Genomic DNA, 14,212 nt, shown 5'->3' on the forward strand with positions numbered 1-14,212 from the left:
GTGAGTGTGGGACGCGCGGTCGGGTTGGTGCTGGGGGTGGCCGCCGACGCGGTGTTCGGGGACCCCCGCAGGTTTCACCCGGTAGCGGGATTCGGTCGGGCCGCCGCGGCGCTCGAACGCAAGCTCTACCGGGACCACAAGGCCGCCGGCGTCGCCTACACCGCCGCTCTGGTGGGCGGCACGGTGCTGGCCGGTGTCGCCGTCGAACGGGCAGGCCGGAAGCACCCCGTGCTCCAGGCCGTGACCACCGCCGCCGCCACCTGGGTCGTGCTCGGCGGCTCGTCGCTGGCTGACGAGGGCACCGCGATGGGCCGGGAACTGGACGGCGGCGACCTGGACGCCGCCCGCCGCCGCCTGCCCAACCTGTGCGGCCGGGAACCCGCCCGCCTGGACACCCTCGGCCTGGCCAAGGCGACCGTCGAGTCCGTGGCGGAGAACACGTCCGACGCCGTCGTCGCCCCGCTGTTCTGGGGCGCGGTCGCCGGGGTGCCGGGCCTGCTGGGCTACCGCGCGGCGAACACGCTGGACGCGATGGTCGGTCACAAGAACGCCCGGTACACCCGCTTCGGCTGGGCCTCCGCCCGCCTGGACGACGTGGCCAACCTGGTGCCGTCCCGGCTCGCGGCCCTGCTCACCACGGCCGGGGCACCGGTCGTCGGCGGGTCGGGCGGCGAGGCGTGGCGGACGTGGCGGCGGGACGCCTCGGCGCACCCGAGCCCCAACGCGGGCCAGGTCGAGGCCGCGTTCGCGGGGGCGCTGGAGATCCGGCTGGGTGGCCGCACGGTGTACTCGCACGGCGCGGAGGACCGCCCGGTGCTGGGCCACGGCCGCAACCCGGACGCGGGCCACGTGACCCGGGCGGTGGAGTTGTCGCGGGTGGTCGGCGCGGGCGCCGCCGCGGTCACCTCGGTGCTGGCGCTCCTGCTTCGTCCTCGGCGAGCATCTCGGCGACGGACTTCCGCTTCGCCTTCGGCTCGCTGAGCGCGCCGCCCGGCCGGGCCTCGCGGACGGTGAAGTACAGCCAGCCGGCCAGCGCCATCGCGCCGAACGCGATCCACTGGAGGGCGTAGGAGAAGAACGGTCCTGCGTCCAGCTTGGGCAGCGGGAGCGCCTCCTCCAGGCCGGGCTGGCCCTCGGTGAGCTGGAAGTAGCCGGGTCGGATGTCCAGGCCCGCGGCCCGCCCGACGACGGCGGAGTTGATCGCGTACACCTCGCGGTGGCCGTCGCGCTCGATGGCGTCCCGGTTGTCGTTCTCCCCGGCCCGCACCCAGGCGATCAGGGTGACGGTGTCCGTCGGCACCGGCTTGAGCTCCGGCACCTTCAGCCCGTTCACCGGCCGCACGTACCCGCGGTCGACCAGCACGATCTCGCCGCTGTCCAGCCGGAACGGGGTCAGCACCTCGGAGGCCGCCTCGCCCTGCACGGTCCGCAGCCGCGCCACCGCCTGCCCCTCGGGCAGGTACCGGCCGGTCATGGTGACCCGACGCCACTCGTTGGCCGAGTTCGGCTCGCCCAGCACCTGCGCGACCGGCACCGGCGCGTTGCGGATGGACGAGGTGACGGCGCTGTTCTGGGCCTCGCGCTCGGCGTCGCGGCTGAACTGCCACGGCGCGAGCAGCGCGAAGCACGCGCCCGCGAACACCCAGACCGCCAGCGTCAACGCGAGCCAGCCGGGCCGGAACAGGAAGCTCAACCGCACCGCTCCACGGTAAGCCCTAGGCCGTTGTGACCTGCACCCGGTCGAACCGGACGGCGAAACCGGGCCCCGTGGGCGCCGCCGCCATCACGCCGGCCAGCACGGTCACCTCGGGCGGGAAGTACGCCAGGCGCAGCATGGTGGTCGGCTCGTCGTCGCCCAGGCCGTACCGGACGGTCACGGCGTCGCCTTCGCGCGCGGCGGAGACCGTCACGCGGGTGACCCGCCCGGCGGGGACGACCGACCAGTCCGAGAAATCGCGCGTGACGACCGCGCTGACCTGGAACTCGTCGTCCACCAGCTCGACGCCCGCCTTGATCCAGTTCCGCTCGTCGACCCGCAGCGCGATGCCCGCCTGGTCGTACTGGGTGGCGTAGTCGGCGGTGAAGGAGGCCAGCAGGCTGAAGTCGCCGGTCAGCGGGACGCCCAGCACGTGGCCGGTGTCCCGGACGAACCCGTAGTGGGTGGTGCGCCAGAAGTCCGTGTCCGGGGCGGTGGTGAAGGTCAGGCCGCCCTCGTCGGACCAGGAGGCGGGCTCGTTGAGCCACTGCCAGTCGTCGCGGTCGAACGCCGAGATCCCCATGTGGTCATCATGACAGCGCGCGGGCGGCGGCCAGGGTCTGTTGCACGTAGCTGCCACCGAACAGCACCACGTGGACCAGCAGCGGGAACAGCTGGTGCAGCGGGATCCGGTCGTGCCAGCCGTCCGCCAGGGGCGTGACCTCCTGGTAGGCGGCGACGATGCGGTCCAGGTGGGTGCAGCCGAACAGGTGGAGCATGGCGAGGTCGCTCTCCCGGTGCCCGCCGTGGGCGGCCGGGTCGATCAGCCAGGCGCGTCCGTCGGCGGCCCAGTGGACGTTGCCGTTCCACAGGTCGCCGTGCAGCCGGGCCGGGGGTTCGTCGGGCGCGTCGACCCGCACGGCCTCGACGACCCGGGCCTGGTCCGGGCTCAGCGCACCTTGGTCGACGGCTTTGCGCAGGTAGAAGTCGATCCGGTCGGCCTTGAACCAGTCCGCCCAGGTCTCGTGCGGCCGGTTGACCATCGGAGCGAGCCCGATGGACGCGTGCTCGGGGCCGTCGGGCGGGGGAGCGCCGAACGCGGGCGCACCGGTGGCGTGCAGGGCGGCGAGCCGGCGGCCGAACTCCTCGGCCGCCTCCGGCGAGGGGCTTCCGCGCTCGACCTGGTCCATGACCAGCCAGTGCTCGGCGTGGGCGCGGACGCCCGGCACCGGCGGTCCCTCGGGTTCGGCCAGCCACTCCAGGGACTTGGCCTCGGCGAGCACGGCGTTCGGGTCGTCGTGCCGCTTGACCACGACCAGGTCGCCGTCTTCGAGGTCCACTTCGAAGACGGAGTTGCCGAGGTGCCGCACCTCCAGCGCTCGCACACCGGTCAGCTCGGCAGCGGCCTGTCCAGGGGTCACAGGTTCTCCCGCACCCAGGCCAACAGCCCCGGCATCGCCGCCTCGACCTGGGCGATCACCAGGTCGAACCCGGCCTTGTCGCCGTAGTACGGGTCGGGCACGTCCGGGCCGTCCGCGTCCGGGTCGAACGAGCGCAGCAACCGCACCCGCTCGCCGTCGCCTAGCAGCCGCCGGAGGGCGCGGGCGTGACCGGAGTCCAACGCGACCAGCAGGTCCGCGTCGAGGTGGTTCTCGTCGACCTGGGCGGCCGTGTGCTCGGTGGGATAACCGTTGTCCGCCAACGACTTCGCCGCGCGCGGGTCGGCCGGGTCGCCGACGTGCCAGCCGCCGGTGCCCGCGCTGGTGACGGTGACGTGATCACCCAACCCGGCCCGCCGCAGGTGCTCGCGGAATATGATCGCGGCCACCGGGGAGCGACAGATGTTGCCGGTGCAGATGAAGGTCACATGCAGGAGTGCCACGGCGGACGAGTCTGCCAGGTTGGGCGCTCCGGGTGAGGGTTCTGGACTCCGGCGTCCGGCGCGCACGACCATCGGACCCACCGGCTCGTTGGGGGACTTCGATGTCAGGCGTTGTCGGCGTGGTGCTGCTGCTGTGCGCGGGTGCGGTGGTGTTCGCCGCGCTCTCGTGGTGGCAGCGGTCGTGGCCGGAGACGCCCGTGTTCGCCCGGCCCCGCCCGTCCGGCGCGGTGGAGCGCGGGTTGCGGCCCGATGCCAACGCCGGCTTCTTCACCGATCGCGGGTTCCTGTTCCGGAAACGGCATTTCTTCGTGGCCACCGGATGCCCGCCGACGCGAATCGCGGACTTCTCGTCACTGGACGTGCGCAGGCGTGTGCAGCCCGTGCGTGTCGCTCGGGTGGGACTGCGTTCGTGGTGGTGGTTCGAGGACGCTTTCTACCGGGAATCCGCCGGTTACTCGGAGCGTGACGTATTGGCGCTCGTGCGTGACCAGGAGCATCGTGAGCAGGCCAGACGGGACCGGGCGAAGCTGATCTCCGAGATCGACGCGAACCTCCGCAAACGCGATCAAGGGTAACGTCCGGCGCATTTCCCGCGAAAGCTCCTGTGTAGTGGTAAATCCTCGGGGAGAGGACATGTGCGAACCCATGAGGGACTTCGCGGCCCATGACGCACGCCCGCCGATGCGGTGGCATTGGGTGCTGTGCGTCCTCTTGGTGTTGATCGCGGTCGCGGCTTCGATGCTGTAGCTCTCAGCCGCCTCTCAGCGGGCCGCCGGATCTCAGCCCGCTCTCAGCGGGCTCGCGCGACGATCGAGCTGTGAGCACCACGACCATGCCGACCATCCCGGCGCTCGCCGACGCGCTGCCGGTGGTCGAGGACGAGATCCGGCGGCTGGCGACGTCGTCCACGCTGCCGATCGTCAACACGTTCTCCGGCCGCATCACCGCCGCCGGCGGCAAACGCTTGCGCTCCGTGCTGATCCTGGCCGGCGCGCTGGCGCTGTCCGGGCGGGTCGGGCCGAAGGCGGTCACGTCGGCGGCGTGCGTCGAGCTGCTGCACGCCGGTTCGCTGGTGCACGACGACCTGATGGACAACGCCGCCGAGCGGCGCGGCGTGCGCACTGTCAACGCCGAGTGGGGCACCGGTCCCGCCGTCCTGGTCGGCGACTTCATGCTGGCGCGGGCCAGCCAGACGGCGTTGGAGCAGATCTCTCCGTACGCGGCGGGCCGGCTCGCGGAGGCCGTCGCGGACCTGGTCGAGGGTCAGGTGCTGGAGGTCCTCGACCTGTTCGACCCGCACCGGACACCGGAGAACGCGTTGCGCTCCATCGCGTTGAAGACCGGTGCGCTGTTCCGGGTGGGCTGCGTGCTGGCCGCCCACGTCGCCGGGGCGGACGAGGAGACGACCGTGCGGATGTCGGAGTACGGCGCGCACTTCGGGCTGCTGTTCCAGATCCTGGACGACCTGCTCGACCTGGCGTCCACCACCGAGCGCCTGGGCAAGCCCGCAGGCAACGACGTCCGCCAGGGCGTCTACACGTTCCCGCTGCTGCGGGCGGTCACCGACGCGCAGCGCGAGCTGCTGGCGGCACGCGGGCGTGAGTTGACCGACACCGACGTGTCCGACCTGCTGCGGGAGTTGCGAACATCCGGCTTGGTGCCGGACACGCTGGCGTACTGCACCAGCCTGGCGGCCCAGACGGTGCACGCGCTGCCGGACCTGCCGGAGTCCGACGCGTTGGGCGTCTTGCGCGAACTGCCCGGCGCCTACCTGGACTGGGCGTCCTCCCGGATCGCCTGACCGGCCCGGCGTGGGTCGACCGACTCGTCGGCGCGGCGAGCTCGGGCGGGGCTCGGCGGCGGGTTGGGGTTGGGGCGGGGGGCAAGGCCGGCTGGCGGGTCGGGTCGGCGGGGGTCGAGGCTGGCTCGGTGGCTCGGTGGCTCGGTGGCTCGGTGGCTCGGTGGCTCGGTGGCTCGGTGGCTCGGTGGCTCGGTGGCTCGGGGTGTCGGCGGCGGGGGTCGGGGCCGACTGGGCGGGTCGGGGGTCGGTCGGCGGGGGTCGGGGGCGGCTGGGCGGCGCGGGGTGTCGGCGGTGAGTCGGCCGACGTGCGGTGGGCGCGGGTCGTGGTGGGTCGATCGCCTAGACTCCCGGCGATGACCAGCCAGGATTCGGGCCGGGCGCTGTTGCGCCACCACGGGGACGTCGACGCGGCTCCCGGCCTTGTCGACTTCGCCGTGAACGTCCGGATGCCCGCACCGCCGGCGTGGCTGAAGGACCGGCTCGCGGCGGTGCTCGACGGGCTCGGCTCCTACCCCAGCGCCGACGCGGACCGGCTAGCGCGGGAGACCGTCGCCGCTCGGCACGGTCGCCGGCCCGACGAGGTACTCGTGCTGGCCGGTGCGGCGGAGGGGTTCGCGCTGCTGCCGTCGCTGCACCCGTCGTTGGCGGCCGTGGTGCACCCGTCGTTCACCGAGCCGGAGGTGGCGCTGCGGGACGCGGGCGTGCCCGTGCACCGGGTCCACCTGTCGGCCTCCGACGGCTACCGGCTGCGGCCGGCGCTGGTGCCCGACGACGCGGACCTGGTGGTGGTCGGCAACCCGACGAACCCGACGTCCGTGCTGCACCCGGCCGACGTGGTGGCGTCGCTGAGCCGGCCCGGTCGGATCGTGGTGGTGGACGAGGCGTTCGCCGACACGGTCCCGGGCGAGCCGGAGTCGCTGGCCGGGCGCGGCGACATCCCGGGCCTGTTGGTGCTGCGCAGCCTGACCAAGACGTGGGGCCTGGCGGGCCTGCGCGCCGGGTACGTGCTGGGCGCGCCGGAACTGCTGGCGAAGCTGGACCTGCACCGTCCACAGTGGCCGGTGAGCAGCTTCGTGCTGGAAGCGGTCACGGCGTGCTGCGAGCCGGCCGCCGTCGCCGAGGCGGAGGCACTGGCCGTCGAGTGCCGGGAACACACGCGGCACGCCGTCGAGGCCCTCGGTGACCTGGTGGTGGTCCCGCCGGACGCGCCGTTCGCGCTGCTGTGCGTGCCGGACGGGGAACGGGTGCGGCTGGCGTTGCGGGACAAGGGGATCGCCGTGCGGCGCGGGGACACGTTCCCCGGCCTGACCCGCGACCACCTCCGCGTCGCCGTGCGCGCGCCCGAGGAGTTCGCACTGCTGGTGGACGCCCTGCGAGTCGTGCTGGAGGAACGGTGACCACGCTCGGCGACGTCCTCGCCGCCCTGGAACGCGCCTACCCGCCCGCGACCGCCGAGTCGTGGGACGCGGTGGGCCTGGTGTGCGGCGACCGCGCGGAACCGGTGTCCCGCGTGCTGTTCTGCGTCGATGTCGACAAGTCCACTGTGGACGAGGCGGTCGAGGTCGGCGCACAACTGCTGGTGGCGCACCACCCGCTGCTGCTGCGCGGCGTGACCGGCGTCCCGGCCGACGACCCGAAGGGCGCGCTGGTGCACCGGCTCATCCGGTCCGGCGTCGCCCTCTACACCGCCCACACCAACGCCGACGCCGCCAACCCCGGCGTGTCCGACGCGTTGGCGCAGGCCATCGGCCTGGAGGTGACCGGCCCGCTCACCCCGAACCCCGGCCGCGAGCTGGACGTCCTGGCCACCTACGTGCCCCTGCCCGACGCCGCGAAGGTGCTCGACGCCCTGCACGCCGCCGGCGCGGGCTCGATTGGCGACTACCGCGACACCGCGTGGACCGTGGACGGCGTCGGCCAGTTCCGGCCGGTCGAGGGCGCGAACCCGGCGATCGGCAGCGTCGGCGAGCTGGAGCGCCTGCCCGAGACCCGGATCGAGATCGTGCTCGACCGCCGCCTGCGCGCCGAGGTGATCAAGGCCCTGCGCGCGGCGCACCCGTACGAAGAGGTCGCGTTCAACCTCAACGAGGTCCCCGCGCTGCCGTCGGACACCGGCATCGGCCGCATCGGCGTGCTGCCCGAGCCCGAGCCGCTGCGCGTGTTCGCCCAGCGCGTCGCCGACGCCCTGCCCCCGACCGAGTGGGGCGTGCGCGCCGCCGGCGACCCGGAGCGGCCGATCCGGACCGTCGCCGTGTGCGGCGGCGCGGGCGACAGCTACCTGGCCGCCGCGACGCGCGCGGGCGTCGACGCCTACGTCACCTCCGACCTGCGCCACCACCCGGCCGGCGAGCACGTGGCCAAGGGCGGTCCGGCGCTGGTCGACGTGGCGCACTGGGCGGGGGAGTGGCCGTGGTGCGGCCAAGCGGCCGGCGTCGTGCGGACCGCGTTCGGCGGTACGGTCGATGTCCTCGTCTCCACCCGCCGGACCGACCCGTGGACCGTCGGCGCGACGAGCCGAACTGGAGGGCGCTGAAAGTGAAAGCCGAACCCGCCGTGCAGCGCAGGCTGCTCGACCTGGCGCAGGTCGACGCCGAGCTGTCGCGCGTGGCCCACCGCCGCCGGACGCTGCCGGAGATCAACGAGATCGCCGAGGCCGAGAAGCAGGTGCGGGCCAAGCAGGACGCCCTGACGACGATCGAGACGACGCTGGGCGACCTGGACCGCGACGTCAAGCGCCAGGAGACCGAGATCGACCAGGTCCGCGCCCGCGAGGACCGCGACCGCAAGCTGTTGCAGGGCGGCACCGTCGGCGCCAAGCAGCTCACCGACCTGGAGCACGAGCTGGCGACGCTGGAGCGCCGGCAGGCCGCCCTGGAGGACGATCTGCTGGAGCTGATGGAGCGGCGCGAGGCCGTCGAGGCCGACGTGCAGCACGCGCGCGTCGAGCTGGACAAGGCGCAGGAGGCCCTGTCCGACGCGGCGCGGCGCCGGGACAGCGCGCTGGCCGACCTGGAGTCCACCGAGGCCAAGCGCACGGCCGAGCGCACCATCGTGGTGAAGCAGTTCCCGGAGCCGTTGCTGGCCCTCTACGACCGGGTCCGCAAGCACAAGGGCATCGGCGCGGCGCTCCTCCAGTCGCGGCGGTGCGGCGCGTGCCGGATCGAGCTGGACCGCAGCGCGTTCGCCAACGTCAAGGAGTCCGCGCCGGACGAGGTCGTGCAGTGCGAGGAGTGCGGCGCGATCATGGTGCGCACCGGGGAATCGGGCCTGTGAAGGTCGTCGTCGAGGCGGACGGCGGCTCGCGCGGCAACCCCGGCCCGGCGGGCTACGGGGCGGTCGTGCGGACGCCGTCGGGTGACGTGCTGGCCGAGCGGTCGGCCGGCATCGGCATCGCCACCAACAACGTCGCCGAGTACCGGGGCCTGATCGCGGGCCTGCGGGCGGCGGCGGAGGTGGGCGCCTCGGCGGTGGTCGCGCGGATGGACTCGAAGCTCGTGGTCGAGCAGCTGTCCGGCCGCTGGCAGGTCAAGCACCCGGCGATGAAACCGCTGGTGGCCGAGGCGCGCGAGGCGGCGCTGGCCTTCGAGTCGGTCGTTTACGAATGGGTGCCGCGCGATCGCAACAAGCACGCCGACCGGCTGGCCAACGAGGCGATGGACGCCCAAGCGGGCCGCTCCGCGACGACCCCGGCGACCGCCGAGCCGCGGCCTCCGGCCCCCGCTTCCATTGTCCCACGGGGTACCGACAATCCGGCCGGAGCGCCCCTGGGGTCCATTGTCCCAGGCGGTACCGACAGTGCGGGTGGAGCGCCCCCGGATCCGATTGTCCCAGGCGGTACCGACGATTCCGGGGGTGTGCTCGCCCTGGACCTGTCGAGTGCCGAGGAAGGCGTCGGTGGGGCCGAGACCGCGCCGCCGGCCTCGTGGACCGGGGCGATCGGCGAGCCGACCCGGCTCTACCTGCTGCGCCACGGCCAGACGGAGCTGTCCGTGGCCCGGCGCTACTCCGGTCGCGGCAACCCGCCGCTCACCGAAGTGGGTCGTCGGCAGGCCGAAGCGGCGGCGCGGCGGCTGGCCAAGGTCGACCGGGTGACCGCCGTCGTCTGCTCACCGCTGGACCGCGCGCACCAGACCGCGCAGGCCGTGGCGCAGGCGGTGGGGCTCGACGCCACCACGCACGACGGGCTCATCGAGACCGACTTCGGCGGCTGGGAGGGCCTGACCTTCGCCGAGGCCGCCGCCCGCGACCCGCAGGTGCACCGGCTGTGGCTGGGCGACCCGGCGGTGCCCGCGCCCGGCGGCGAGAGCTTCGACCAGGTCCACGAGCGGGTCCGCGGCGCCCTGCGCGAGCTGCTCGACCGCCACCCCGGCGGGAACGTCGTCGTGGTCAGCCACGTCACGCCGATCAAGCAGTTGCTGCGCATCGCGTTGGATTCCGGCCCGTCGCTGCTGTTCCGGCTGCACCTGGACCTGGCGTCGCTGTCGGTCGTCGAGTTCTACCCGGACGGCCACTGCTCGGTCCGGCTGGTCAACGACACCTCGCACCTGGGTTAGCCGGGCTACACGGCGGGGCGCAGGTGGGCGCGCTTGCGGCGGAACCGGGCGTCCTCCACGGCCAGCGCGAAGCCGTCCACCGCCGTGCGGATCGCCTCCGCGGGGCCCGGGGCGATCACCTCGCCCTCGATGTCCGGGTCCAGCACGAACTCGCCGCGCAGGACGGTGTCCGCGCCCTTGCCGGTCAGCAGCGGGTTGAGGGCGTAGTCCATCGCGACCAGGAACCCCTGGCTGCCGCCGGTGGCCAGGGGCAGGATCACGCGTCCGCGCAGCGCCCTCTTCGGCAGCAGGTCCAGCAGCGCCTTCACCAGCCCGCTGTACGCCGCCCGGTACACGGGGCTGGCCACGACGATGCCGTCCGCGCGCAGCACGGCGCTCACCGCCTCGCCGATCTCCGGGTCCTGGAGGTCCTCGGTGAGCAGCGACAGCGTCGGCAACCGCCGCACGTGCAGCACCTGGACGTCGTAACCCGCCTCGCGCAGCAAGTCGTCGACGTACTGCACGACGATGCCCGTGCGCGACGCCGGAGAAGGGCTGCCGGAAATGACCAGAATGGACGACATGGCTCGCTGACACCTTCCGGGAAAAAGGCTCGGACTACGAGGTGAAATGTGTCAGCGACAACAGATCGCAGCCGCCGCGCGACCGAAGTCGATGTGCCTGCGGCGGGTGAGTCCCCCGATTCCTGGCATGTTTCGAGTAGAGCAGGACGTTCCACATCACGACAAGGTTTCGGGTGGTCGGTTCCACTGCCTGGGACGTCGTCGAGTACGATGGGCGCCGGATGAGTCGGCAGGGCGGTCGCGTCGACAGATTTCATGTCTGTCGCCGAGGAAAGTCCGGACTCCGCAGGGCAGGGTGGTTGTTAACGGCAACCAGGGGCGACCCTCGGGACAGTGCCACAGAGAACAGACCGCCCCGGCGACGAGCCGGGGTAAGGGTGAAACGGTGGTGTAAGAGACCACCAGCGCCCCGGGTGACCGGGGCGGCTAGGTAAACCCCACCCGGAGCAAGGCCAAGAGGGTGCCCCCGGGCACCTGCGCAGGCGATCGAGGGCGGCCCGCCCGATGCCTGCGGGTAGGCCGCACGAGCCTGTCGGCGACGGCAGGCCGAGATGGATGGCCGCCGAACGGGACCGCCGCGAGGCGCCCGGGAACAGAATCCGGCTTACATGCCGACTCATCCGACCCACTGCGGTTCCCCGCACGCGCACCGCGTTGCGCCATTCGGCTCCGGCGCAGGTGGTAAACGCGAAACGGGCGCACTGGTGCGCCTATAAATCCTTTGCACCTCAACGGTGTTACACATTTGAGGCCGTTCGAGTGGTCCTCGGTATCACCGGGTCCGGAACGAAGTCCTCCTGCCGAACCGCGGGGTCCTGCCCCCGCGGTCACCGAAGAGGAGGGAACCCATGTCCACCACCAAGCGGGCCACCACGTGGCTCGCCTTGACCGGACTCATCGGCGCGGCGTCGCTCGGCAGCACCGTCACCGCCGCCGCGGCCACCGAACTGCCGGTCTACGAGGTCCGCGGCTCCGGGCTCAGCGCCGAACAGGCCACGGCCCTGCAAAGAGCGTTCGGGCTGAAGGACTTACAGCGCGATGACACCGGTGCCGTCACGTTCGCCGACGAGGCCACCTACCTGAAGGTGCCTGGCCTCGACCAGGGCGCCGGCCGTGCCGACGAGGACGGCCTGGAGACCCAGCAGACCGCCCTGGACGTCGAACGCATCAAGCAACTGCGCGCCATCCCCACCGACGACGCCACCAAGCGCGCCGTCGAAACCCTGCGCGGCGCCGGCCTGCTCCCGACCAACGCCATCGCCGCCGCGCGGCACACCACGCTCGAACTCGTGGACGTCAACGGACGCCCCTTCCACACCGCGCCCATCGACACCGCGGTGTCCTTCTCGTTCAACCTGGACGGCATCCCGCTGGAAGGCGCCGGCGCGAAGCTGCGCATCGCCTTCGACGGGCAGGGCGCGGTCGCCGGTCTCACGCACAGCACGCGCGACTTGGCGAAGGTGGGCACCATCCCGGTGCTCGACCTGACCCAGGGCCGTGAGCGGTGCGCCAAGCAGTTCGGCGGCGCGGTGAAGGTCACCGACGTCTCCTACGTCTACGACGCGCCCGCGCTGTCCGAGCGCATCGACAAGCTGGAGCCGAGCCTGCGCTGCGCCGGCGTCACCCCGGACGGCTCCGCCGCCCAGTCGGTGACCGTGCCCGCTGCGGTCGACGGCTCCCTGCCCGCCCCCGGCCCCCAGCAGCCGCCGCGCGCCGAGGGCGTCATCGTGCCGCAGTGGACCAACCGGATCGACGTCGGCAGCGAGGGCACCGGCGCGTGCTCGGGTCTGCCGTGGACGCACCTGAACGTGGGGGCGTTCAACGGCCAGTTCACGAGTCGCGGTATCCCGGTGCAGTTCAGCTGGCTCAACGCCAACGCGTGGGAGCGGGACTTCAAGGACCCGGCGTTCCCGGGCGGCTTGGACCACGTGTACGCGGACGACGTGGACATGACCTACTGGCAGGGCCACGGCTCGCCGACCGGTTTCTCGTTCTCCGGGTGCAGCGCGAACACCGACAGCTTCCTGTCCAACAACGACGCCCGCTGGGGCAACCGGGACGTCGAGTGGATGAGCCTGTTCACCTGCTCGATCCTCCAGCAGACGTCCGGTGGTCTGAACTGGGCGCAGCGCTGGGGCAAGGCGTTCCGCGGGCTGCACCAGATCAACAGCTTCGACACGGTGTCCATGCACAGCGCCGTCCACGGCGGCCGGTTCGGCAACTACCTGCTGCGGACGCCGTTCCTGTGGTGGAACAAGCCGATGAAGGTCCGTGACGCGTGGGCGCAGGCGTCGATCGACACCCAGCCGGCGTGGGTGGTGTGGGCGACGATGGGCCCGATCGGCAACGCGTGGATCGCGAACTTCAACGACTACTTCTGGACCAAGGGCGCGGTCGGCCCGGACACCCTGCCGACCGTCGGCTACTGGCGCTTGTCGGGCACCAGCTGACCACTGCTCCCCGACACCAAGGGGTCCTTCCGCTGAACTGGGGGCGGAAGGACCCCGTTCGTGGGGAACTCGCGGCGCTCTGACCACGTTGAACGGGCCGGCGGGCACGGTTGGACGGGCGGCGGGCGCGGGTTCCCGAAGTCTCACCCGATCGAGCGACATGTCAGTTTGGGCACCGATCGCCGACTCGCGCGTCCCGTGGAATGAGGAGCGCGGGCGAACGGGGAGATCGCTCGGGCGGGGCCTGGCTCGCTTGGGCCGGTCTGGGGCCGCTCGGTGCTCGGGCAGCGCCGCGGCGATCGCGGCCGGGGCCACTTGGGTCGGGCGCTCCGGTAGGGCCTGGCGAGATTGGCTGTCCCCAGAGCCGCGCCAGCACCCGTTCCGCTACCGGTGCCCAAGCCGGGGGCTCGGGTGGAGCCGCGGCCGGGGTGGGTCAGGAGCGGCGGGAGGGGCGGCCCGGGGGCATTCGGTGGACGGGGCGGAACGGGGTGCCGGCGTTGAAGCGGCGTTCCAGGTCGGCCACGTAGGCCTCGACGGCCGGGTTCACGATGTCCGCCAGGCTGCGCACGCCGGCCTCCGGCTCGTAGGCCGCCAGGTACGTCGCTGCCGCCCGGGCGCGCTCGAGCACGTCCTGGTCGAAGTTGACCGTCCGCTGAACCCGCCGCCCCGGGCGGCCGTCCGTCCCGGTAGCCTGATCCGTGCCCGGGACGGCCACCGAGACGGTGATTTCCTTCACTCCGGAGGCTGGTTCGGGTGCGGCTTCGGGCGGCTGGACCATGCTGCGGGCCTCCTCGGCGTCGTCACTCCGGGGTGCGGCCCGTTCGGGGCCGCGTCCCGGCCGGACGGGTCATCGCTGGGGTGGGGTGGACAAGGGGGACCAGGGTCGTGCACACCGTGCGTGACCAGGGAGTTCGCAGTCGGGTGAACTATTTCGGCAATCGGGAGAATCCAGTGTCGCCGGTTCTCCACCGGCTCGCCTCGAACGATGATGTGCGTGGTCAGATTAGACGTAATCAACATCCAGGGGAACCGCGTCAACATCAACGTCGAGCCCGCCCGACACCCGGGGGAACAGCTAGTGATCTACCCACCGCTAGAGGACCGATACACCTCGTGACGAAGACGTGTTCTACTCGATAGCGCACGAACCGGACGGGCACCCCTCGGCTCGCCCGGCGAAGTCCTGCGTACTCGGGATTAGAGATCCACTTCTCCCGTCACCTGCCGGCACCCGCCAACACCCCTCATGACCAGGCGCTTCGCGGAC

Annotated in this window: 14 protein-coding genes and 1 other RNA gene; 9 read left to right on the forward strand and 6 right to left on the reverse strand. The window is 72.5% G+C overall.

Going from position 1 to position 14,212, the window contains the following annotated elements:
• The gene (locus WBN91_RS21000) at positions 1-981 is read left to right on the forward strand and encodes a cobalamin biosynthesis protein (RefSeq protein WP_337724784.1); all 981 of its coding nucleotides are present in this window, start codon (positions 1-3) and stop codon (positions 979-981) included.
• On the opposite strand, the gene WBN91_RS21005 is transcribed toward WBN91_RS21000, so the two are convergent.
• Genes WBN91_RS21005 through WBN91_RS21020 form a run of 4 tightly spaced genes read right to left on the reverse strand, consistent with a single transcriptional unit; the run spans position 902 to position 3,569 of the window.
• Positions 902-1,699: an SURF1 family cytochrome oxidase biogenesis protein gene (locus tag WBN91_RS21005; RefSeq protein WP_337724785.1), complete on the reverse strand. Its 798-nt coding sequence runs from the start codon at positions 1,697-1,699 to the stop codon at positions 902-904. The two genes, WBN91_RS21000 and WBN91_RS21005, sit on opposite strands and share 80 nt — an antisense overlap.
• Positions 1,700-1,715: 16 nt before the next feature.
• Positions 1,716-2,279, reverse strand: coding sequence for a DUF1349 domain-containing protein (locus tag WBN91_RS21010; RefSeq protein ID WP_337724786.1), 564 nt, complete (start codon positions 2,277-2,279; stop codon positions 1,716-1,718).
• Positions 2,280-2,286: 7 nt separating this feature from the next.
• Positions 2,287-3,117, reverse strand: coding sequence for a fructosamine kinase family protein (locus WBN91_RS21015; RefSeq protein ID WP_337724787.1), 831 nt, complete (start codon positions 3,115-3,117; stop codon positions 2,287-2,289).
• Positions 3,114-3,569: a low molecular weight protein-tyrosine-phosphatase gene (locus WBN91_RS21020; RefSeq protein ID WP_337724817.1), complete on the reverse strand. Its 456-nt coding sequence runs from the start codon at positions 3,567-3,569 to the stop codon at positions 3,114-3,116. The genes WBN91_RS21015 and WBN91_RS21020 overlap by 4 nt, the downstream gene beginning before the upstream one ends.
• A 128-nt stretch (positions 3,570-3,697) precedes the next feature.
• Here WBN91_RS21020 and WBN91_RS21025 point away from each other — a divergent pair, with 128 nt between their 5' ends.
• The 6 genes from WBN91_RS21025 to WBN91_RS21050 all read left to right on the forward strand — a co-directional run bounded on the left by WBN91_RS21025 (position 3,698) and on the right by WBN91_RS21050 (position 9,932).
• A complete protein-coding gene (locus WBN91_RS21025; protein WP_337724788.1) occupies positions 3,698-4,153 on the forward strand; it encodes a hypothetical protein in 456 nt (151 codons plus the stop codon).
• A gap of 242 nt (positions 4,154-4,395) precedes the next feature.
• Positions 4,396-5,379 carry a polyprenyl synthetase family protein gene (locus WBN91_RS21030; RefSeq protein WP_337724789.1) on the forward strand — a complete coding sequence of 328 codons (984 nt, stop codon included), beginning with the start codon at positions 4,396-4,398 and terminating at the stop codon, positions 5,377-5,379.
• Between the two features lie 353 nt (positions 5,380-5,732).
• Positions 5,733-6,776: an Rv2231c family pyridoxal phosphate-dependent protein CobC gene (gene cobC, locus WBN91_RS21035; protein WP_337724790.1), complete on the forward strand. Its 1,044-nt coding sequence runs from the start codon at positions 5,733-5,735 to the stop codon at positions 6,774-6,776.
• Positions 6,773-7,912 carry a Nif3-like dinuclear metal center hexameric protein gene (locus tag WBN91_RS21040; RefSeq protein WP_337724791.1) on the forward strand — a complete coding sequence of 380 codons (1,140 nt, stop codon included), beginning with the start codon at positions 6,773-6,775 and terminating at the stop codon, positions 7,910-7,912. The genes cobC and WBN91_RS21040 overlap by 4 nt, the downstream gene beginning before the upstream one ends.
• Before the next feature lie 2 nt (positions 7,913-7,914).
• A complete protein-coding gene (locus WBN91_RS21045; protein WP_337724792.1) occupies positions 7,915-8,652 on the forward strand; it encodes a zinc ribbon domain-containing protein in 738 nt (245 codons plus the stop codon).
• Complete coding sequence (locus tag WBN91_RS21050; RefSeq protein WP_337724793.1) at positions 8,649-9,932, forward strand: bifunctional RNase H/acid phosphatase; 1,284 nt, start codon at positions 8,649-8,651, stop codon at positions 9,930-9,932. The genes WBN91_RS21045 and WBN91_RS21050 overlap by 4 nt, the downstream gene beginning before the upstream one ends.
• Positions 9,933-9,937: 5 nt before the next feature.
• On the opposite strand, the gene ssuE is transcribed toward WBN91_RS21050, so the two are convergent.
• On the reverse strand, positions 9,938-10,495 hold the full coding sequence (gene ssuE, locus WBN91_RS21055; RefSeq protein WP_337724794.1) for an NADPH-dependent FMN reductase: 558 nt from the start codon (positions 10,493-10,495) through the stop codon (positions 9,938-9,940).
• Between the two features lie 222 nt (positions 10,496-10,717).
• On the opposite strand from ssuE, the gene rnpB reads away from it, so the two are divergent.
• Together rnpB and WBN91_RS21065 are read left to right on the forward strand one after the other, a co-directional pair.
• An RNA gene (gene rnpB / locus WBN91_RS21060) (RNase P RNA component class A) lies at positions 10,718-11,118 on the forward strand.
• Positions 11,119-11,343: 225 nt separating this feature from the next.
• Positions 11,344-12,945, forward strand: a complete 1,602-nt coding sequence (locus WBN91_RS21065) for a DUF6345 domain-containing protein (RefSeq protein WP_337724795.1) — start codon at positions 11,344-11,346, stop codon at positions 12,943-12,945.
• Positions 12,946-13,378: 433 nt separating this feature from the next.
• Here WBN91_RS21065 and WBN91_RS21070 read toward each other — a convergent pair whose 3' ends face one another.
• Entirely contained in the window at positions 13,379-13,723 is a 345-nt protein-coding gene (locus WBN91_RS21070; protein WP_337724796.1) for a hypothetical protein, read from the reverse strand.
• Positions 13,724-14,212: the final 489 nt, after the last annotated feature.

Origin of the sequence: Saccharothrix sp. CCNWYY140 (assembly GCF_037401995.1) — a bacterium.
GTDB lineage: Bacteria > Actinomycetota > Actinomycetes > Mycobacteriales > Pseudonocardiaceae > Actinosynnema.